This is a genomic window from Herbaspirillum sp. Her3 (assembly GCF_057961275.1).
On sequence record NZ_CM176328.1, the window covers coordinates 3,292,128 to 3,311,788 of the forward strand.

19 protein-coding genes are annotated in these 19,661 nt (G+C 63.3%); 8 read left to right on the forward strand and 11 right to left on the reverse strand.

Features of this window, described 5'->3' with window-relative positions; all coding sequences use genetic code 11:
* Positions 1–25: 25 nt before the first annotated feature.
* Positions 26–1,000: an HlyD family secretion protein gene (locus ACVC5H_RS14935; RefSeq protein ID WP_489618625.1), complete on the forward strand. Its 975-nt coding sequence runs from the start codon at positions 26–28 to the stop codon at positions 998–1,000.
* Between the two features lie 55 nt (positions 1,001–1,055).
* Here ACVC5H_RS14935 and ACVC5H_RS14940 read toward each other — a convergent pair whose 3' ends face one another.
* The 9 genes from ACVC5H_RS14940 to thrC all read right to left on the reverse strand — a co-directional run bounded on the left by ACVC5H_RS14940 (position 1,056) and on the right by thrC (position 9,984).
* Positions 1,056–1,343: a helix-turn-helix transcriptional regulator gene (locus tag ACVC5H_RS14940; RefSeq protein WP_489618626.1), complete on the reverse strand. Its 288-nt coding sequence runs from the start codon at positions 1,341–1,343 to the stop codon at positions 1,056–1,058.
* Positions 1,344–2,633, reverse strand: coding sequence for a type II toxin-antitoxin system HipA family toxin (locus ACVC5H_RS14945; protein WP_489618627.1), 1,290 nt, complete (start codon positions 2,631–2,633; stop codon positions 1,344–1,346).
* Positions 2,634–2,708: 75 nt separating this feature from the next.
* Positions 2,709–4,055, reverse strand: coding sequence for an Nramp family divalent metal transporter (locus ACVC5H_RS14950; protein WP_489618628.1), 1,347 nt, complete (start codon positions 4,053–4,055; stop codon positions 2,709–2,711).
* Between the two features lie 64 nt (positions 4,056–4,119).
* The gene (gene moaE / locus ACVC5H_RS14955) at positions 4,120–4,572 is read right to left on the reverse strand and encodes a molybdopterin synthase catalytic subunit MoaE (RefSeq protein WP_489618629.1); all 453 of its coding nucleotides are present in this window, start codon (positions 4,570–4,572) and stop codon (positions 4,120–4,122) included.
* Positions 4,573–4,640: 68 nt separating this feature from the next.
* Positions 4,641–6,011 carry a GntT/GntP/DsdX family permease gene (locus ACVC5H_RS14960; RefSeq protein ID WP_489618630.1) on the reverse strand — a complete coding sequence of 457 codons (1,371 nt, stop codon included), beginning with the start codon at positions 6,009–6,011 and terminating at the stop codon, positions 4,641–4,643.
* 143 nt (positions 6,012–6,154) lie between these two features.
* The gene (locus ACVC5H_RS14965; protein ID WP_489618631.1) at positions 6,155–6,799 is read right to left on the reverse strand and encodes a class I SAM-dependent methyltransferase; all 645 of its coding nucleotides are present in this window, start codon (positions 6,797–6,799) and stop codon (positions 6,155–6,157) included.
* 1 nt (position 6,800) lies between these two features.
* Positions 6,801–7,058, reverse strand: coding sequence for a molybdopterin converting factor subunit 1 (gene moaD / locus ACVC5H_RS14970; protein ID WP_489618632.1), 258 nt, complete (start codon positions 7,056–7,058; stop codon positions 6,801–6,803).
* Between the two features lie 18 nt (positions 7,059–7,076).
* Positions 7,077–8,306, reverse strand: a complete 1,230-nt coding sequence (locus ACVC5H_RS14975; protein WP_489622705.1) for a molybdopterin molybdotransferase MoeA — start codon at positions 8,304–8,306, stop codon at positions 7,077–7,079.
* Between the two features lie 217 nt (positions 8,307–8,523).
* Positions 8,524–9,984 (reverse strand): threonine synthase, encoded by a 1,461-nt coding sequence (thrC, locus tag ACVC5H_RS14980; protein WP_489618633.1) that lies wholly within the window; start codon positions 9,982–9,984, stop codon positions 8,524–8,526.
* Between the two features lie 310 nt (positions 9,985–10,294).
* On the opposite strand from thrC, the gene ACVC5H_RS14985 reads away from it, so the two are divergent.
* Positions 10,295–10,732, forward strand: a complete 438-nt coding sequence (locus ACVC5H_RS14985; protein ID WP_489618634.1) for a surface-adhesin E family protein — start codon at positions 10,295–10,297, stop codon at positions 10,730–10,732.
* Between the two features lie 89 nt (positions 10,733–10,821).
* Here ACVC5H_RS14985 and ACVC5H_RS14990 read toward each other — a convergent pair whose 3' ends face one another.
* Positions 10,822–12,132 (reverse strand): homoserine dehydrogenase, encoded by a 1,311-nt coding sequence (locus ACVC5H_RS14990; RefSeq protein ID WP_489618635.1) that lies wholly within the window; start codon positions 12,130–12,132, stop codon positions 10,822–10,824.
* A 72-nt stretch (positions 12,133–12,204) separates the two neighbouring features.
* Complete coding sequence (locus tag ACVC5H_RS14995; RefSeq protein ID WP_489618636.1) at positions 12,205–13,434, reverse strand: pyridoxal phosphate-dependent aminotransferase; 1,230 nt, start codon at positions 13,432–13,434, stop codon at positions 12,205–12,207.
* A 392-nt stretch (positions 13,435–13,826) separates the two neighbouring features.
* Here ACVC5H_RS14995 and ACVC5H_RS15000 point away from each other — a divergent pair, with 392 nt between their 5' ends.
* The 6 genes from ACVC5H_RS15000 (at position 13,827) to ACVC5H_RS15025 (ending at position 19,640) form a co-directional block, all read left to right on the forward strand.
* Complete coding sequence (locus tag ACVC5H_RS15000) at positions 13,827–14,207, forward strand: Mth938-like domain-containing protein (protein ID WP_489618637.1); 381 nt, start codon at positions 13,827–13,829, stop codon at positions 14,205–14,207.
* A 56-nt stretch (positions 14,208–14,263) separates the two neighbouring features.
* Positions 14,264–15,991 carry a glycosyltransferase family 39 protein gene (locus ACVC5H_RS15005; protein ID WP_489618638.1) on the forward strand — a complete coding sequence of 576 codons (1,728 nt, stop codon included), beginning with the start codon at positions 14,264–14,266 and terminating at the stop codon, positions 15,989–15,991.
* Complete coding sequence (locus ACVC5H_RS15010; RefSeq protein WP_489618639.1) at positions 15,988–16,359, forward strand: DMT family transporter; 372 nt, start codon at positions 15,988–15,990, stop codon at positions 16,357–16,359. The genes ACVC5H_RS15005 and ACVC5H_RS15010 overlap by 4 nt, the downstream gene beginning before the upstream one ends.
* A 97-nt stretch (positions 16,360–16,456) precedes the next feature.
* The gene (locus ACVC5H_RS15015; protein WP_489618640.1) at positions 16,457–17,578 is read left to right on the forward strand and encodes a DegT/DnrJ/EryC1/StrS family aminotransferase; all 1,122 of its coding nucleotides are present in this window, start codon (positions 16,457–16,459) and stop codon (positions 17,576–17,578) included.
* A gap of 191 nt (positions 17,579–17,769) precedes the next feature.
* Positions 17,770–18,726 carry a glycosyltransferase gene (locus ACVC5H_RS15020; protein WP_489618641.1) on the forward strand — a complete coding sequence of 319 codons (957 nt, stop codon included), beginning with the start codon at positions 17,770–17,772 and terminating at the stop codon, positions 18,724–18,726.
* Positions 18,723–19,640 (forward strand): formyltransferase, encoded by a 918-nt coding sequence (locus ACVC5H_RS15025; RefSeq protein WP_489618642.1) that lies wholly within the window; start codon positions 18,723–18,725, stop codon positions 19,638–19,640. The genes ACVC5H_RS15020 and ACVC5H_RS15025 overlap by 4 nt, the downstream gene beginning before the upstream one ends.
* Positions 19,641–19,661 lie beyond the last annotated feature (21 nt).

Below are 19,661 nucleotides of genomic sequence, written 5' to 3' on the forward strand. Positions count from 1 at the left end.
AGAAACACATCAGGAGTAGTTCATCATGTCGGTCAAATCGATCTTCCGCGTTCTCATCACCACGGCCATCTTCCTGCTGGCCATCCTGCTGGCCTGGAGCCTGTGGCAGCACTACATGCACTCGCCCTGGACCCGCGACGGCCGCGTGCGTGCCGATGTGGTCAACGTCGCCCCGGATGTCTCCGGCCAGGTAGTGGCCCTGCCGGTGCACGACAACCAGCTGGTCAAGAAAGGCGACCTGCTCATGGAAATCGACCCGGCCCGCTACACGCTGGCGCTGCAACAGGCCGACGCCGCCGTGACCGCCCGCAAGGCCGATCTGGACGTGCGCCGCGCTGAAGTCGAGGCCCGCCGCGCCGACCTGAACATGCGCCGCGCCCAGGCCCGCCGCCGTGCCGACGTTGATGCCCTGGTGGTCTCGCGTGAAGCCCGTGAGGACGCCGGCAGCCAGGTCACCACTTCGCAAGCCCAGCTGGAAGCCGCCCAGGCCCAGTTGCAAGGTGCCCAGGCGCAATACCAGGCAGCCCTGTCGCAGCGTGATACGGCCAAGCTGAACCTGGAGCGCACCAAGGTGTTCTCGCCCGTGGATGGCTACATCACCAACCTGAGCGTGCGCCGTGGCGACTATGCGGCTGCGGGTGCGGCCAAGATCGCGGTGATCGACAGCCATTCCTTCTGGGTCTATGCCTACTTCGAAGAAACCAAGCTGCCGCTTCTGTCTATCGGCGACCATGCCAAGATCCAGCTGATCAATGGGGCCTCGATGGAAGGCCACGTGGACAGCATCGCACGCGGCATCTATGACCGCGACAATCCGCAAAGCCGCGAGCTGACCGCAGACGTGAACCCGACCTTCAACTGGGTGCGCCTGGCCCAGCGCATTCCGGTGCGTATCCACCTCGACAAGGTGCCGGAGAACGTGCTGCTGGCCTCGGGGCTGACCTGCACGGTGGTCTTGGAACCGGGCAGCGGCAAGCAGCAGGCTGTGGCCAAGAACTGATGGACTGGTGAAGCGAGATGAGAGGAAGAGGCGACCTGGCAACAGGTCGCCTTTTTCATGAGCGCTTGCGTACGACGGCACCCACGCTCATGCCGACCGGCTTGAGCAGCTTGTCAGCGGTCGCCAGCGTGGGGCTGGATTCGCCCCGTTCGATGTCTTGCAGCGTGCGGGCGGAGACGCCGCACAGCTTGGCGTATTCGGCGATGGTCAGACGCAAGGTGGTGCGGATCTTGCGGACCACGGCCGGGACCGGCAAGGTCGGATTGGCCGCCAGCTCATCGAAGAGCGCACGCCGCTCTTCCATTTGCTCGATGGCGCTCAGGGGCTTGAAGCGCTTGTCCATTCAGAGCGCCTCCAGTTGTGCCCGTACCTGTACCACCGTCGCGGCGAGCGGATCGAGGAAGGTGGACTCGATCCCCAGGCTGCGGCCATAGTCCAACAGGTCGGCCAGGGGCGATGCCATCTCACGCACGGACGACTTCACCGGCCCCTGGTCGATCTGCGCAGCCTCGCACGCCTGCTCGATGGCGCTGGCCCATTGCGGGGAACCGCCGTCATCGCGCTCCCAGCGCATGCGGCGCGCAATGCCGTCCGGATGCAGCCACATCGGGGCGAAGTCGAACAGCGGCGTCAGGCCGATCTGTCCCAGCGCGTCGCGCCGGATGGCGGTATTGCGGGCGTGATTGTCCTTGTTGCGCAGGACGATGTTGGCGATGTCGCGCTTCAGATATTCGATGATCTCGGTCACAGGCTCGGTGGCGACCTCTGCTAGCCGGGCACAGACGGCATTGTGCGTGGGCGTGGCCGCAAAGCCGGTGACACCGCACAGGGAGGCGATGCTTTCCTGGGCATGGCGCAGTACCTGTGTGCCCCGCACTTCGCGGTCGAAACGGGGAATGAACAAGGCCTTGCCGTGCAGTTCCAAGGGAGCATGGACGTTCAGGCCCAGGTGAGCGGCCAGCTGCATGTAGGGAGCTTCCAGCCGCAGAATGTCGGCCAGGTCGGGATCAGGCCCGCGCCCGAACTTGACGATGTAATGGCGCTCAGCCAGTTCATCGGGCAAAGCATGGTCCAGGTAGAACAAGCCGTCACGGGCGCGGGTCAGCAAGATCTTGGGCCACTCGCCCTGTACCCCCGACGAGCCCGCCAGGAACAGGCCGTGCTGCGCCAGATATTCGTTGAAGTCTTCCGAGCGCGCAGTGATTTCTTCCATCGCGAAGCCGCGCAACTGCGGTCCGCTGCGCGCCTGCGCCCACTCCCAGGCTTCCTGCACGCGCAGGTTGCCGATCGGGTTGCCCGCGCCGGCACACAGCAGCGGCCAATCGGCGCTGGCTTCGGCGCGTTCATCCAGACCCAGCTGACGCAACAGCTCGCCACGGCCATAACCTTGCGGCAGCAGGTCGATCAGGCAAGCCGGCCAGCGCGCTTCACTGAGGCTCTCAAAACTCACCGGCAGGTTCACCGACAAGGCGGCGGCATCACGCCTGTCCATGTAATCGATGGAGTGCACGGCGTCATAAATGAAATAAGTCGAGGCCGCCATGCCAAGCTCGACCGGCGCAGTCAACGACAACGCACCGGCCTGCCGCCAGGCCCCATCGATATAAACTTGAAGTGTGCAGGAAGTCTTCATATACACACCATACTATCATTATTAATCCGCAAAGACAGATCAATCATGATAGTTTAGTACATAAGTAATTTCGTACTAATCCGCAAACACCTGCCACACCAACCACACATTGGCCGCCGAAATGGCCACGAACAAGCCCCAGGCCAAGGCACTGACCCACCAGCGATTGACCAGATCGCCCATCAGATCGCGCCGGCTGGTCAGCCGGATCAGCGGATACATGGCAAAGGGCAATTGCAGCGACAGCACCACCTGGCTGGCCACCAGCAGCTTGCCTACCGAGTGCGGCCCCAGCGTGAGCACGCCGATCAGCGCCGGCACCAGGGCCAGGGCACGGGTGATGACGCGGCGCTGCCAGCAGGGAATCTTCAGCTTGAGGAAACCTTCCATGATGACCTGCCCGGCAATCGTGCCGGTAAAGGTCGAACTCTGGCCCGAAGCGAACAGGCCCACCCCGAACAGGATGGCTGCCATGGCCGACCCGGTGATCGGATCCAGCAGGTGATAGGCCTCATCCAGCTCGGCCACCTGGGTATTGCCGCTCTTGTGGAAGGCCGCCGCCGCCAGGATCAGGATGGTGGCGTTGATGACCATGGCGATCAACAGCGAGACCGTGGTATCGACCCGCGTATAGCGCACCGCCTCCAGCAGCGAAGCCGGATCACGCTGCACGCTGCGCGTCTGGACGATGGAGGAATGCAGGTAGAGGTTGTGCGGCATCACGGTCGCGCCGATGATCCCGATGGCCAGATACAGCGGTTCGCGGCTGGAGATGGCCTGCAGCGAGGGAACGAAGCCTTGCATCACTTCGTGCCAGTCGGCCTTGACGAAGGCCAGTTGCGCCAGCAGGCAAGCGGCAATGGTGATGACCAGCCCGAGGATGATGGCCTCCACCTGGCGGAATCCCCTGCCCTTCAAGCCCAGCACGATCAGGGTATCGAGCGCGGTCAGCAAGACCCCCACCGGCAGCGACACGCCCAAGAGGAGATTGAAGGCCAGCGCGCAGCCCAGCACCTCGGCCAGATCGCAGGCGATGATGGACAGTTCGGCCAGCACCCACATACCCTTGCCCACCGCCGGCGGATAATGCTCGCGCGAATGCACCGCCAGATCCTTGCCGGTGGCGATGCCCAGCCGCGCACACAGGCATTGCAGCACGATGGCGGCCAGGCTGGAGAGCATCACCACGAACAGCAGCCGGTAGCCGAACTGGGAACCGGCCTGGATGGAAGTGGCCCAGTTGCCGGGATCCATGTAGCCGATCGAGACCAGCAAACCCGGTCCCACATAAATACGCAGCTTCTGCCACACTGAAGCGCCGCGTGGCACGTTGACCGTACCCGCCACTTCGGAAGGACAGAACGGCGCCGTGGCCGTGGTGGGCAAACCCGGGATGCGGGGAAAGCGGAAAGTGAATGGCAAGACGGTATCCCCTATGTGCCGTGGATGGCGCCGCGCCGGAACCGGCGTTGCGGGCAGTCGTGGCTTATTGCGCCCACTTGGCCAGCGCCGTGTCGTCGCTCTCGCGGGCGTCGACCCAGCGCTCGCCCTCGGGCGTCTGCTCTTTCTTCCAGAACGGCGCCTGGGTCTTGAGGTAATCCATGATGAATTCGCAGGCTGCAAAGGCTTCGCCGCGATGGGGCGAGGTCACCGCCACCAGCACGATCTGCTCGCGCGGCTGCAGCGGCCCCACGCGGTGGATCACCAGCGCATCGAAGATGGGCCAGCGTGCCTTGGCCTGTCCGACGATCTGTTCCAAGGCGCGCTCGGTCATGGCCGGATAGTGTTCCAGTTCCATTTCGGAGACCGCCGTACCGTCGTTGAGATCGCGCACGGTGCCCACGAAACTGACCACCGCCCCGACACGCGGATTGGACAGGCGCAACTGCGCCACTTCAGTGGAAATATCGAAATCGGCAGTCTGGACGCGGACAGGCATGGCTGGACAGGAAGTGAATTGCAGCCTGCGATTCTACCAGCGCAGGCCCATCCGCGAGCGGGTCCGGATCAGACCAGCAAGCCCCACAGCAGCAGTGTCATGCCCAGGCCGATCACCGACACCAGGGTCTGGATCACCGACCAGGTGGCCAGGGTCTGCTTGAGGTTCAGGCCGAAGTATTCCTTGACCATCCAGAAGCCGGCGTCGTTGACGTGGCAGAAGAACACCGAGCCCGCACCGATGGCCAGCGCCATGAGCGAATTGTGCGTGGCCGACAGGCCCGCCACCAGCGGCGCGACGATGCCCGCCGTGGCCGTGGTGGCCACGGTGGCCGACCCGGTAGCCTGGCGCAGTGCCACGGCGATGATCCAGGCCAGCAGGATCAGCGGCATGTGGGTGCCATCGGCGATCTTGGTGATGGTGTCGCTGATGCCGGCCGACAGCAGGGTCTGCTTCAGGCCGCCCCCCGCACCGATGGTCAGCAGCAGGCCGGCAATGGGCGGCAAGGCGCGGCGCAGCGTGGCACCGACCTCGAAGCGGCTGCTGCCCTGGCCCCAGCCCAGCACGACCACGGCGAAGAGCACCGTCACGGTCAGCGCGATGATCGGTTCGCCAAAGAAATTGAGCATCTCGAAGAGCTCGGTCTTGGGAGTGACCCAGATGCGCGCCACGGTGCGGCCCAGCATCAGTACCACCGGCAGCAGGATGGTCACCAGCGCAGCCAGGAAACTGGGTTGCGACTGGCCTTCACGGGCAGTGAAAAGCTTGCCGATCTGGTCAGGCTCGGCCAGGTTCAGGCGCGGCGCGAGGAAGTTGCCATACAGGGGACCGGCAATGATGACCGCAGGAATGGCGACGACGAAGCCCAGCAGCATGGTCGTGCCCAGGTCCGCATGCAGCGCCGAGACGGCGATCAGCGGACCCGGATGCGGCGGCAGCAGCGCGTGCAGCGTGGTCATGCCGGCCAGGGCAGGAATGGCCACACGCATGATGGGCAACTCGGAGCGGCGCGCCATCACGAAGATGATCGGTGCCATCATCACCAGCCCGACTTCAAAGAACAGCGGCAGGCCCACCACCAGTGCCACCAGCGCCATCATCCAGGGGATGAGGCTGCCGCGTGCATAGCGCAGCAGGGTGTTGACGATGCGGTCGGCCGCGCCGGATTCGGCCATGAGTGCACCCAGCATGGCACCCAGGGCGATGATGATGCCGGCTTCGCCGAGCAGGCTGCCGGCGCCCTTGCTGAAGGCCTTGGCGATGTCTTCCAGCGGCAGGCCGGCACCGATGCCGGCCACGAAGGTGCCGATGAGAATGGACAGGAAAGGTGCGATCGACAAGAAACTGATCAGCACCACGATGGTGACCAGTGCGGCCAGCGTCACCAGCAGCAACTGCGTGTCCTGAGCCGCCCAGACGGCCAGATGGGTTGAAATCAAGATGGTTCCTTCTTCAGGTGTGGATGAATGCGCATCGCTTCATTGATGAGCGACGTCTTGTACATCCCCTCCGCAGGCCTGTTTGGCGCAGGCCTGGTCTCCTCCCAAAGAATCCGGATGTGCGAATCTGTGATGAGGCTGCTTCAGTTCTCGTCTTCTGTTTTCTGCCAGACGCTGGCCAGCCACGGCTGCTGCTCGCGCGGCAAGCCGTCAGGGCGGTAATAATGCCGCAATTCAACGAATCCTGCTGGCTCCAGATACCGCCGCCAGCCTTCCAAGCTATGCCAGACGCCATAGCGGGGCCCGCTCCAGCCCTCCAGATCCTCACCGCGCGGATTGGAACTGAAGAGGATGCCGCCCGGCTTCAGGCTGGCGCGCAATTGCCCCAGCACACGCGGCAGCTCGGCCGAAGGCACGTGGAACAAGGACGCATTGGCGAAGATGCCGTCAAAGCGCTGCCGTGGCAGATCCAGTTGCAGGAAGTCCTGGTGCAGGACCTCGCAGCCGCTGGCCGCGCGCGCCATCTCGACGAATTCGGCGGTGCCGTCCAGTCCCACGGCGACATGGCCACGCCGGGTGAATTCAATCAGGTCGCGGCCGGGACCACAGCCCAGATCGAGCACCGTGAACGGTCCCTGCCCGGCTGCGCCAGGCCTAGCGCTCAAGGCATCCAGCAGCGCCGCCATGTTCTGGCTGACGTCATGATCCCAGGTGCCCTCGCGGAAGCTCTCGGCATTGCTGCTGTAATGCGCAATCGTGCCGGCTGCGGGATCGCGGCGAAGGCCCATCTCAGCCTCCGGTGACCGGCGGGAAGAAGGCCACTTCACCGCCATCGGCGATTTCGGTATCGGCTTCGGTCATCTCGTGGTCATAGGCCATGCGCAGGTTCTTTTCCGGTCCCAGCACCTCGGCCCAGTGCCCGCCCCGGCCCATCAGGAAGGCGCGCACGTCGCCGACGGTCTTGACGCTGGCCGGCAGCTCGACCACTTCCTGCGCGGTCTGGAGGGCTTCGCGTACGCTGGCGAAGAAACGGAGTTCGATTTTCATGAAGGAATATTCCTTGAGTCAGTTCAACAGATGGTCGAAGGGCAGGAACTGAACGGTGTCGCCAGCGGCGATGGTCTGCCCTGGCGGATTGTCGATCAGGCCGTCGGCCCAGACGGTCGAGGTCAGCACCGCCGAGCCCTGGCTGGGGAACAGATCCAGCCCCCCACGGGCATTGCGGCGCACGCGCAGGAATTCCTGGCGGCGGTCCGCGCGGGGCCAGTCGAAGTCGGCGCGCATGGCCACCGGCTGGGGCAGCACCGCATCACGCGGCAGGCCTTGCAGACGCAACAGGAAGGGCCGCACGAAGAGCAGGAAGGTCACAAAGGAGGCAACCGGATTGCCGGGCAATCCCAGGAAGAAAGCTTCACTTCCCTGCTCCCCCACCCCTTGCCCGCGCCGTACCTGGCCGAAGGCCAGCGGCTTCCCTGGCTTCATGGCGATCTGCCACATGTTGAGGCGCCCTTCGGCTTGGACAGCAGGCTTCACATGGTCCTCTTCCCCCACCGAGACGCCGCCGCTGGTGATGATGAGGTCATGCTCGCGCGCAGCCTGGCGCAAGGTCTGGCGGGTGGCTTCCAGGCTGTCCGGCACGATGCCGAAATCGCCGACGTGGCAGCCCAGTTTCTGCAGCAGGCCGCGCAGCAGGAAACGGTTGGAGTTGTAGATGCCACCCGGTTTCAGCGGCTGGCCCGGCATGGTCAGTTCATCGCCGGTGAAGAAGACCGCCACGCGCACCGGCCGCACCACCCGCAGTTGCGCCTGGCCGATGGAAGCGGCCAGGCCCAGCGCCTGCGCCCGCAAGCGGGTGCCGGCGGCGAGGATGGTGCTGCCCTGGCGGATGTCTTCACCAATGGTACGGACCCACTCGCCGGCCTTGGGCACATGGCGGATCACCACGTGCTCGCCATCGGCTTCGCAGGCTTCCTGCATGACCACGGCATCGGCCCCCTCGGGCATCATGGCGCCGGTGAAGATGCGGGCTGCCGTGCCGGGTTCCAGCGGCTGGCCAACGTGGCCGGCCGGGATGCGCTGGGAGACGCGCAAGCGTGCTTCGCCCGAAGCACAATCCGCAGCGCACACGGCGTAGCCATCCATCTGCGAATTGTCCATGCCCGGCACGTTGATGGTGGCCGTCACCGGCTCGGCCAGCACGCGACCGCAAGCGTCGAGGGTATCGATGGTCTCGCTCTCCCGGACCGGCACGGCGGCGGCCAGCAAGGTGTCGAGCGCCTGGCTGACGCTTTGCATGGGGGCGCGGGCCGGCTTGTCAGAGGACGCGGGGGCAGAAGAATGGGAAGAGGAAGACATGGCAGGCTTGACGTGGAGATCGGATAACGGGTCAGCGCTGTTTTCTGGTCGATACAGCGACCCGACATTCTAATGCAATCGGCCCTCCCCTGCGCCCCATGAAAAACGCCGTCCGGGCCAATGGCGCGGACGGCGTGCAGAACCATTGCAGCAGCGCTTACAGCCCGGTGTGTTCGGCCACGTAGGCCTTCACCCGTGCGGCATCGGCCGGCATCACCTCGAAGCGCTGCGGCAGCGCCTCGATGTTCTCGAAACCGGCAGGACGATCGGCATCGCGGCCCAGGGCTTCGCGGATGGTTTCGTTGAACTTGGCCGGCAAGGCGGTCTCCAGCACGATCATGGTCACGCCCGGCGCCAGATGCTCGCGCGCCACCTTGATGCCGTCGGCGGTGTGGGTATCGACCGTGATGCCGTAGGTCTTTTCAGCGAAGCGGATGGTCTCCAGGCGGTCGGCATGGGTGGACTTGCCGGAGGCAAAGCCATACCGGATCACGCTGGCGAATTCATTGCCGTCGCTGCCGGCCTGGCCGCTCAGGTCAAAGCCGCCTTCGGTTTCGACCTTGTTGAACAGGGCTTTGACGCGAGCGCTGTCACGGCCCAGCAGGTCATAGACGAAGCGCTCGAAGTTGGAGGCCTTGCTGATGTCCATGCTGGGGCTGCTGGTGTGGTAGGTCTCGGCCGACTTGCGCACGCGGTAGATGCCGGTGCGGAAGAACTCGTCCAGGACGTCGTTTTCGTTGGTAGCCACCACCAGCTTGTCGATGGGCAGGCCCATCATGCGCGCGATGTGGCCGGCGCAGATGTTGCCGAAGTTGCCCGAGGGGACGGTGAAGGACACCTTCTGGTCGTTGCTGGTGGTCGCGGCCAGATAGCCACGGAAGTAATACACCACCTGGGCCACCACGCGCGCCCAGTTGATCGAGTTGACGGTACCGATCTTCTTGGCCGCCTTGTACTCCAGATCATTGGAGATGGCCTTGACGATATCCTGGCAGTCGTCGAAGACGCCTTCGACCGCCAGGTTGAAGATGTTGGGGTCTTGCAGGCTGAACATCTGCGCCGTCTGGAAGGCGCTCATCTTCTTGTGCGGCGACAGCATGAAGACGCGGATGCCCTTCTTGCCGCGCATGGCGTATTCGGCGGCGCTGCCGGTATCCCCCGAGGTGGCGCCGACGATATTGAGCTCGGCCCCCTTCTTGGCCAGCGCATATTCGAACAGGTTGCCCAGCAGTTGCATGGCCATGTCCTTGAAGGCCAGCGTGGGGCCGTTGGACAGGCTTTGCAGCACCAGCTTCTTGCCATCCTGCTCCTGCAGGGTGCGCAGCGGCGTGATCTGGCTGGCATCCTCACCGGCGCGGGTGTTGCGGTAGACGTCGGCGGTATAGGTCTTGTGGGCCAGCGCCTTCAGGTCCGCGTCAGGAATGTCGGTAGCGAACTTCTTGAGCACTTCGAAGGCCAGCTCGGCATACGACAGCGTGCGCCACTGGTCCAGCTCGGCGCCGCTGACCTGCGGATACGCCGCCGGCAGGTACAGGCCGCCGTCAGGGGCCAGGCCGCCCAGCAGGATGTCGGAAAAGGAAGGGGTTGCAGCGTGACCGCGGGTGGAAACGTAGTGCATGTCGATAGGATGCGCCGGCAGGCGGCGGGAGCGTGGAGTCAGAGGAAAGTCATCGATTATACGGCCAGCGGGCGCTGCACAAAAGCGCGGCATGGAAGAAAGCACCCCGGTAGCCATGGCGGCCGGACCGCTTGTTGCACTGGATCATCACGCTGGCGGCCCAAGCTGAAATAAAACGTTACCGCCCTTGAAAGCCGCGCATGGCCGGGCTATGCTGCGCCACTTCGTGCAATGCCGCCGGGATGGCGGGAATGTTTGCACGCTGGCTACATCAAAGACGCATTTCACACTCAAAAGGATGGAAAACGGCATGAACCACAAGATCAAGACCCTGCTGGCCACGGCCGGCCTGTTCGGCGCCGTACTGGCGAGCCTGCCGGCGCACGCCGAGAACTGGCAATCGCTGGGCGGCAGTGATACCTCCGAGCTGCTGATCGATACCGACTCCATCGTCGAATCCGGTGGCATCCGCGAAGCCTGGTCGCTGTGGAACTTCAAGGAAGCGCGCCCCAACACTGGCGACAAGAGCTTCCCGGCCCTGAAGTCCTACAAGGACCTGCACCAGTACAACTGCAAGGCTGGCAGCATGAAGCTGGTGCGCGAAATCATCTTTGCCGAGAACGATGGCAAGGGCGACAAGCGTGACCACAGCGATGCCCTGAAGGGACAAGAGTTCATCAAGCCCAAGCCGATGTCGGTGGGCGACGCCATGCTGCAGGCGGTCTGCAATTTCGAACTGAAGAAATGATCATAGGCGGCTCCAGCCGCCCTTGATACGAAAAACGGAGCCCGCGGGCTCCGTTTTTACTGGGTCCGACGAACGCGGAGGAGCCTCAATCAGCTCAGCTCTTCCAGGCGGATCTTGGTGACCGAACCCACCACCGTGGACAGTCCCTCGATCTTGGCAATGGCCGCCTCGATGTTCTTTTCCTGGGTCTGGTGGGTCAGCATGATGATGTCGGTCTGCTGCTCGCCTTCGGCCGGCTCCTTCTGCAGCATGGCATCGATGGAAATGGTCGAGTCCGCCAGGATGCGCGTCACGTCGGCCAGCACGCCGGCCTGGTCGGCCACGCGGATGCGCAGGTAGTAGCTGGTCACCACTTCGCTCATCGGCAGCACCGGGGTGTCGGCCATGGCGTTGAGCTGGAAGGCCAGCGACGGCACATGGTGTTCCGGATCGGCGGTGGCCAGGCGGGTGATGTCCACCAGGTCGGCGATCACGGCCGAGGCGGTCGGCTCGGAACCGGCGCCCTTGCCGTAGTACAGCGCCTCGCCCACGGCGTCGCCGCGCACCACCACCGCGTTCATCGCGCCCTCGACGTTGGCGATCAAGCGCGCTGCCGGGATCAGCGTCGGGTGCACGCGCAGTTCGATGCCCTTGGCGCTCTGGCGGGTGATGCCCAGCAGCTTGATGCGATAGCCCAGCTGCTCGGCATAGGTGATGTCGCTGGCCTGCAGCCTGGTGATGCCTTCCACGTAGGCCTTGTCGAACTGCACCGGGATGCCGAAGGCGATGGAGGCCATGATGGTCAGCTTGTGGGCCGCGTCCACGCCTTCGATGTCGAAGGTCGGGTCGGCTTCGGCGTAGCCCAGGCGTTGCGCTTCCTTGAGCACCACGTCAAAGTCCAGGCCCTTGTCGCGCATCTCGGAAAGGATGAAGTTGGTGGTGCCGTTGATGATGCCGGCCACCCACTGGATGCGGTTGGCGGTCAGGCCTTCGCGCAGGGCCTTGATGATGGGGATGCCACCGGCCACGGCCGCCTCGAAGGCCACGATGACGCCCTTTTCGCGCGCCGCCTTGAAGATTTCGTTGCCGTGCTTGGCGATCAGGGCCTTGTTGGCCGTGACCACGTGCTTGCCGTTGGCGATGGCTTTCATCACCAGGTCGCGGGCAATGTCGTCGCCACCGATCAGCTCCACGACGATATCGATCTCGGGATTGCTCACCACCAGATTGCCGTCGTTGACGACCTTGACTTTTCCCTGGGTCAGTTCGGTCGCGCGGGCAGTGTTGCGAGCGGCGACCATGGTAATTTCAATGCCCCGGCCTGCACGGCGCGCAATCTCTTCCTGGTTGCGCTGGAGAACATTGAAAGTACCGGAACCCACGGTGCCGATGCCGAGCAAACCTACTTTGATGGATTTCATATTGTCTTCGTGGTTGGTGAAAAAGACCGCCACGCCGCGAGGGGGCGTGCGTGACGGGTACTGCAAAACGGATCAGGCGGTGCCGTGGCGGCGACGATAGCCTTCCAGGAAGTGGGCGATGCGGCCCATGGATTCGGTCAGGTCGTCGGTATTGGGCAGGAACACCACGCGGAAGTGGTCCGGCGTGGGGCAATTGAAGCCAGTACCCTGCACGATCAGCACCTTTTCCTCGGCCAGCAGCTCGTAGGCGAATTCCTGGTCATCCTTGATCGGATAAATCTCGGGATCCAGGCGCGGGAACATGTACAGCGCCGACTTGGGCTTCACGCACGTCACGCCGGGGATATCGGTCAGCAGCTTGTGCGCCAGATCGCGCTGCTTGGTCAGGCGGCCATTCGGGCCCACCAGGTCGTTGATGCTCTGGTAGCCGCCCAGCGCGGTCTGGATGGCGAACTGGCCGGGCGCATTGGCGCACAGGCGCATCGAGGCCAGCATGTTCAGGCCCTCGATGTAGTCGCGGGCATGCTTCTTCTCGCCGGAGACCACCATCCAGCCGGCACGGTAGCCGCAGGAACGATAGTTCTTGGACAGGCCATTGAAGGTGATGAACAGCACATCATCGGCCAGCGAAGCCAGCGAAGTGTGGGTATTGCCGTCATAGAGCACCTTGTCGTAGATCTCGTCAGCCAGGATGATCAGCTGGTGCTGGCGCGCCAGTTCGATGATTTCCTTGAGCACGTCCACCGAATACAGCGCCCCGGTCGGGTTGTTGGGGTTGATGACGACGATGGCCTTGGTATTGGGCGTGATCTTCTTCTTGATGTCGGCGATATCGGGCTGCCAGCCTTGCTGCTCGTCGCAGATGTAGTGCACCGGGGTGCCGCCGGACAGGCTCACGGCCGCCGTCCACAGCGGATAGTCGGGCGACGGGACCAGCACTTCGTCGCCGGTGTTGAGCAAGGCGTTCACGCTCATGACGATGAGTTCGGAGGCGCCATTGCCCAGGTAGATGTCATCGATGGTGACACCCTCGATCTTCTTTTGCTGGGTGTAGTGCATGACCGACTTGCGCGGTGCGAACAGGCCCTTGGAATCGGTATAGCCGGAAGCATTGCCCATGTTGCGGATCATGTCCTGCACGATCTCGTCGGGGGCATCGAAGCCGAAGGCGGCCAGGTTGCCGATGTTGAGCTTGATGATCTTGTGGCCCTCTTCCTCCATCTGACGCGCTTTTTCCAGCACGGGACCACGAATGTCGTAACACACATCTGCCAGCTTCTTGGATTTCTGAATCGGTCGCACAGCTCTTCCTCTAATCGTTTCGCGGCGGGCGCAATCTCCATCTCGGCGAATGCCCACCGTGCTTCATCGGCCTGCATGCGCCGGACCGGAACCTTTGGTCTGCGGTTCTCTCCATTACCACGCCAGCCGTCATTTCCCTGCATCGCCGCGCCTCTTGCAGTGCAATGTAAAGCACTTCAAAGAGGCTGGCGGCGGCGCCCCACTGGCTTGCCGGGAACCGGCCATTTTGCCCAAAGCTAAGCATTTTATCAATCAAATAGGCGTGCGCCGGGGTCGGAAACGGCTACAATGGCGCACTTTACGACCGCGTTGCTGCAATGCATGTCTAGATGACATCATGACCCGGCCGTTTGCCCCGCGGGGCCGCCTGCAACCCATCCTGCCCATCTGCGATGAAGCTCCATTCGACCGAAACCAAGCAATACCAGACCGTCACTGCCTATGATGAGGACGGTGTCGAGCTCAATGCCATCCGTTTCACCGACAGTCTGCTGGTCCTGCCCGAAAGCGAGCCAGTGGCCTGGCCGGTGACCAGCTTCGAGGCACTCACCGCCGAGCATTTCGCCCAGATCGATGCCACCGCGCCCGACGTGGTGATCCTGGGCACGGGCGAGCGCCAGCGCTTCGTCCATCCCAAGCTGACCACGGTGCTGACCGCGCGCCGCATCGGCGTGGAATGCATGGACAACCAGGCCGCCTGCCGTACCTACAACATTCTCATGGCCGAAGGGCGCAAGGTGGCACTGGCGCTGATCATCCCGCCCCAGGCCTGACGCCGGCACCTGCCGCGACAAGAAACCCAAGAACACGCAACAAGGAACCGCTGTCAATGCGCGAACTGTACAAATCCAAAGCGTTCATCTGGACGCTGATCATTCTTTTCCTGCTGGTCTGGTTCTGGATGCTGGGCGCCCGCGTGCTGGTGCCCACCGATGAAGGCCGCTACGCCGAAATGGCGCGCGAGATGGTGGCCACGCAGGACTGGATCACCACCCGCCTGAACGGCATCAAGTACTTCGAGAAGCCGCCCCTGCAAACCTGGATGAATGCCATCACCTTCGAGCTGTTTGGCCTGGGTGAATGGCAGGCACGCCTGTGGACGGGCCTGTGCGGCCTGTTGGGCATCGGCCTGGCGGCCTACACCGGCACCCGCGTCTTCAACGGCCGCGTCGGATTCTATGCCGCGCTGGTGCTGGCCTCCAGCTTCTTCTGGGCGGGCATGGGCCACATCAATACGCTGGACATGGGCTTGTCGGGCATGATGACCATCGCCCTGTGCGCGCTGCTGATGGCGCAGCGCAACGGCGTCTCGCGCGAGGGCCAGCGCAACTGGATGCTGCTGTGCTGGGCCGGCATGGCGCTGGCGGTGCTGTCCAAGGGGCTCATCGGCATCGTCCTGCCGGGCGCGGTGCTGGTGCTCTATTGCATCTTCGCGCGCGACTGGGCGATCTGGAAGCGGCTGCACCTGGTCAAGGGCCTGCTGCTGTTCTTTGCGATCTGTACGCCCTGGTTCGTGGCGGTGTCGCTGCACAATCCCGAATTCCCGCAGTTCTTCTTCATCCACGAGCATTTCCAGCGCTTCACCACCAAGATTCATAGCCGCACCGGCCCGTGGTATTACTTCATCCCCATCCTGGTGCTGGGCATCATTCCCTGGCTGGGCGTGTTCTTCCAGAGCCTCTGGAAAGGTACCCGCGAACAGCGCGACACCGCTGGCTACAACAGCTTGAACGGTGGCCGCTTCCAGCCCAAGCGGCTGCTGCTGGTGTGGGCGGTGTTCATCTTCGTGTTCTTCAGCATCTCGGACTCCAAGCTGCCCTCCTATATCCTGCCGATCTTCCCGGCGCTGGCGCTGCTGATCGCCTGCTACCTGGAAGAAGCCGACTACAAGGCGCTGGCCTGGGCCGGTTCGCTGGTGGCGCTGCCCTCGGCGGTGGCGCTGGCCTTCATCCCGCGCGTGCCCTCGCTGGCCAAGGATGCCTATTCGCTGCCGCTGATCCAGGCCCACGTGCCCTATCTGTATGCGGGTGCCCTGATCTTCTTCGTCGGTGGCATCGCCGCCATCCGCCTGGCGCGCCAGCACAAGGACTGGGCCGTAACCTCGCTGGCAGCCACCGCCTTCCTCGCTGGTCAGTTGCTGATGCTGGGCCATGACCCGCAAGGCCGCTATTCGGCCGGCGTGGACTACGTACCGGCCCTGCAGGCCGAATTGAAGCCGGAAACCCCGATCTACCTGGTCGGCCGCTACGAACAGGCCCTGCCCTTCTACCTGCGCCGCACCATGACCCTGGTGGAGCACGCCGACGAGATGGAATTCGGCCTCAAGCAAGAGCCGCAGCTGTGGCTGCCGACCATCGATGCCTTCGTCGCGCAGTGGGTGGCCGACCACGGGGCTGGAAAGAAGGACATCGCCATCATCGATCCGACCATCTACAAGCAGCTGGTGGAACGCAAACTGCCCATGCGCCTGATCGGCCAGGACCCGCGCCGCGTGATCGTGGCCAATGATCCCGCGCCAGCGACAGCCGTGGCAGGCGAAAAGAAGGAAGCCAAATGAACCTGACGACCTTTGGCTTCATCTTCGTCGGCATCTGCCTGAACGCCGTTGCACAACTGCTGCTCAAGGCCGGCACCAATGCCGTCGGGGCGATCCACCTGACGGCCGACAACTGGTTTGCCACCGGCCTGAAACTGGCCACCCAGCTGCCCATCATCGGCGGCCTGTCCTGCTACGTGATCTCGGTGGGCGTGTGGATCATCGGCCTGTCGCGGGTCGACGTGACCATCGCCTATCCGCTGCTCTCGCTGGGCTACATCATCAACGCCATCGGCGCCTGGTACTTCCTGGGCGAGGCGATCTCCCTGCAACGCCTGCTGGCCATCGGCGTGATCATCGTCGGCGTGGTCTTGCTGACCCGAAGCTGATTTACAATAGCGAGTTGCCGTGCGCCCGGCGCGCCGGCAACGGCCGCGCTTGCCCGGCGCTGCCTTCCCCCTGAACCTCGTCTGACCGGATTCCAACATGAGCCTGCCTTTCCTGCCATTTGCCAAACCCACCATCGATGAAGCCACCATCACCGCCGTCGGCGAGGTGCTGCGTTCGGGCTGGATCACCAGCGGCCCCAAGGTACAGGCGTTCGAAAAGGCCTTGTCGGACTACCTGGGCGGGCGCATCGTGCGCACCTTCAATTCCGGCACCTGCACGATGGAAATCGCCCTGCGCATCGCCGGCATCGGCCCGGGCGATGAAGTCATCACCACCCCGATCTCTTGGGTAGCCACTGCCAACGTGATCCTGGAAACCGGTGCCACGCCGGTCTTTGCCGACATCGATCCGGTCACCCGCAACATCGACCTGGACCAACTGGAAGCTGCCATCACCCCGCGCACCAAGGCCGTCATCCCGGTCTACCTGTCGGGCCTGCCGGTGGACATGGACCGTCTCTACGCCATCGCCGCCAAGCACCAGTTGCGCGTGGTGGAAGACGCCGCCCAGGCGCTGGGTTCGACCTGGAACGGCAAGCGCATCGGCGCCTTCGGCGATTTCGTCTCCTTCAGCCTGCAGGCCAACAAGAACATCACCAGTTCCGAGGGCGGTTTCCTGGTCCTCAACAACGCCGAAGAAGCCCGCCTGGCCGAGAAATACCGCCTGCAAGGCGTCACCCGCAGCGGCTTCGACGGCCTGGAAGTGGACGTGCTGGGTGGCAAGTTCAACATGACCGACGTGGCCGCCGCCATCGGCCTGGGCCAGTTCGCCCACGTGGATGCCGTCACCGCCCACCGCAAGGAACTGGCGCGCCACTATTTCGCCTGCTTCGGCAGCGACTTCGAAGCCAACTACGGCGCCCAGCTGCCCGTGGCCGACTTCGAGAACTCCAACTGGCACATGTTCCAGTTGGTCCTGCCGGAGCGCATCACCCGCGCCGCCTTCATGGAAAAGATGATGGAAAAGCAGATCGGCATCGGCTACCACTACCCGGCCATTCATTTGCTCAAGCTCTATCGTGAACGCGGCTTCAAGGAAGGCATGTTCCCGGTGGCCGAACGCGTCGGCCAGCGCATTGTGTCGCTCCCCATGTTCAATGCAATGAGTAAAGAAGACGTTGAACGTTCGGTTGAAACGGTAAAATCGGTGCTCGGCTGATTTTTGCGGATTATGTGAAGAAATTCGGCATAATTCGATTTATTTGCATTTTCGCAATTCCGCAGCAATGCACTCCCTGGCCTGAACGCCGCGATGAAGCTGATCGCGGCGCATCGGGCCTTTGATTTATGGCCGCCGAGGTGGGTCCGCCCGCCTCGGCACCGCGTAATTCCAGCAATTTTCGATATTTGATGAAACCAGAACTGTCCGTCGTCATCCCGGTATACAACGAGGAATCCGGGCTCTCCAAACTGTTCGAGCGCCTCTACCCGGCGCTGGACGCCCTGGGCTACAGCTACGAAGTCATCTTCGTCAACGATGGCAGCCGTGACCGCTCTGCCGGCATCCTGGCCGAGCAATACCGCATTCGTCCCGATGTGACGCGCGTGGTGCTCTTCAATGGCAACTACGGCCAGCACATGGCCATCATGGCCGGCTTCGAAGCCACCCGCGGCGAAGTCGTGGTGACCCTGGACGCCGACCTGCAAAATCCGCCCGAAGAAATCGGCAACCTGGTGGCCAAGATGCGCGAGGGCTACGACTACGTTGGCTCGATCCGCCGCAAGCGCCAGGATTCGGCCTGGCGCACCTATGCCTCCAAGGCCATGAACCGCCTGCGCGAAAAGATCACCCGCATCAAGATGACCGACCAGGGCAACATGCTGCGCGCCTATGGCCGCAACGTCATCGATCTGGTCAACCGCTGCCGCGAAGTCAATACCTTCGTGCCAGCCCTGGCCTACACCTTCTCGCGCAATCCCACCGAGATCGTGGTGGAGCATGAAGAGCGTTCGGCCGGGGAATCGAAGTATTCCTTCTACAGCCTGATCCGCCTCAATTTCGACCTGGTGACCGGCTTCTCGCTGGTGCCACTGCAATTCTTCTCGCTGCTGGGGATTGGCCTGTCGTTCGCGTCGGCCGCGCTGTTCATCCTGATCGTGCTGCGCCGCCTGCTGATCGGCGCCGAAGTCGGCGGCGTGTTTACGCTCTTTGCGATCACCTTCTTCCTGATGGGCGTGATCCTGTTCTCCATCGGCCTTCTGGGCGAATACATCGGCCGCATCTACATGCAGGTTCGGGCTCGCCCGCGCTATGTGGTGCAGGCCATCCTTGAGCAATCCTCTTCAGAAGACAAGCAAGCCTTATGAACGCCGTCGTCTTTGCCTACCATGATGTGGGTGTCCGCTGCCTGAAGGTCTTGCTCGCCCGTGGCGTGCAGGTTTCGCTGGTGGTGACCCACGAAGACAGCGCTACCGAGAACATCTGGTTCGGTTCGGTGGCGGGCCTGTGCCGCGAGCATGGCATCACCTGCATCACCCCGGCGGATGCGCGTTCTCCGCAGTTGCTGGCGCAACTGCAGGCCGCACAGCCGGACTTTATCTTCAGTTTTTATTACCGCCATATGCTGCCGGCGGAGATCCTGGCCTGCGCCAGGCGCGGCGCCTACAACATGCACGGCTCGCTGCTGCCCAAGTACCGTGGTCGCGTGCCGATCAACTGGGCGGTGCTGCATGGCGAAACCGAAACCGGTGCCACCCTGCATGAAATGACGGTCAAGCCGGACGCCGGCGCCATCGTCGCTCAGACGGCCGTGCCGATTCTGCCTGACGATACCGCGCATGAAGTATTCGGCAAGGTCGTCGTGGCCGCCGAAATGACGCTCTGGAACGTGTTGCCGGCCATGCTGGCAGGCAATACGCCCCAGTTGCCCAACGACTTGTCGCAGGGCAGCTACTTCAGCGGCCGCAAGCCCGAAGATGGCCGCATCGACTGGCGCCGCACCGCCGGCGAAGTCCATAATCTGGTGCGCGCGGTCGCTCCGCCCTATCCGGGCGCCTTCGAGGAAATCGCGGGTGATAAAATTACGGTCACGAGAACCCGGCTGGTTCCGCCAGCGGCCCATCCTGCGCTGCAGCGGGCCCATGGTACGCAAGACAAGTTCTTCGAAGGCGGCAAGTTGTACGCCCGTTGTGGCGATGGCAACTTCCTGCAAATCCTGGACATCCAGATCAACGATCAGGATGCTTCTCTCAACAATTACCTGAAATACATGGCCTCCTGAAGTCCGGCCATTCACTAGCTC

Bases quoted from the DNA above. Each gene is read 5' to 3' on its own strand.
- ACVC5H_RS14935 (WP_489618625.1), top strand. From the start codon at position 26: ATGTCGGTCAAATCGATCTTCCGCGTTCTCATCACCACGGCCATCTTC.
- ACVC5H_RS14940 (WP_489618626.1), bottom strand. From the start codon at position 1,343: ATGGACAAGCGCTTCAAGCCCCTGAGCGCCATCGAGCAAATGGAAGAG.
- ACVC5H_RS14945 (WP_489618627.1), bottom strand. From the start codon at position 2,633: ATGAAGACTTCCTGCACACTTCAAGTTTATATCGATGGGGCCTGGCGG.
- moaE (WP_489618629.1), bottom strand. From the start codon at position 4,572: ATGCCTGTCCGCGTCCAGACTGCCGATTTCGATATTTCCACTGAAGTG.
- ACVC5H_RS14965 (WP_489618631.1), bottom strand. From the start codon at position 6,799: ATGGGCCTTCGCCGCGATCCCGCAGCCGGCACGATTGCGCATTACAGC.
- moaD (WP_489618632.1), bottom strand. From the start codon at position 7,058: ATGAAAATCGAACTCCGTTTCTTCGCCAGCGTACGCGAAGCCCTCCAG.
- ACVC5H_RS14975 (WP_489622705.1), bottom strand. From the start codon at position 8,306: ATGCAAAGCGTCAGCCAGGCGCTCGACACCTTGCTGGCCGCCGCCGTG.
- thrC (WP_489618633.1), bottom strand. From the start codon at position 9,984: ATGCACTACGTTTCCACCCGCGGTCACGCTGCAACCCCTTCCTTTTCC.
- ACVC5H_RS14985 (WP_489618634.1), top strand. From the start codon at position 10,295: ATGAACCACAAGATCAAGACCCTGCTGGCCACGGCCGGCCTGTTCGGC.
- ACVC5H_RS14990 (WP_489618635.1), bottom strand. From the start codon at position 12,132: ATGAAATCCATCAAAGTAGGTTTGCTCGGCATCGGCACCGTGGGTTCC.
- ACVC5H_RS15000 (WP_489618637.1), top strand. From the start codon at position 13,827: ATGAAGCTCCATTCGACCGAAACCAAGCAATACCAGACCGTCACTGCC.
- ACVC5H_RS15005 (WP_489618638.1), top strand. From the start codon at position 14,264: ATGCGCGAACTGTACAAATCCAAAGCGTTCATCTGGACGCTGATCATT.
- ACVC5H_RS15010 (WP_489618639.1), top strand. From the start codon at position 15,988: ATGAACCTGACGACCTTTGGCTTCATCTTCGTCGGCATCTGCCTGAAC.
- ACVC5H_RS15015 (WP_489618640.1), top strand. From the start codon at position 16,457: ATGAGCCTGCCTTTCCTGCCATTTGCCAAACCCACCATCGATGAAGCC.
- ACVC5H_RS15020 (WP_489618641.1), top strand. From the start codon at position 17,770: ATGAAACCAGAACTGTCCGTCGTCATCCCGGTATACAACGAGGAATCC.
- ACVC5H_RS15025 (WP_489618642.1), top strand. From the start codon at position 18,723: ATGAACGCCGTCGTCTTTGCCTACCATGATGTGGGTGTCCGCTGCCTG.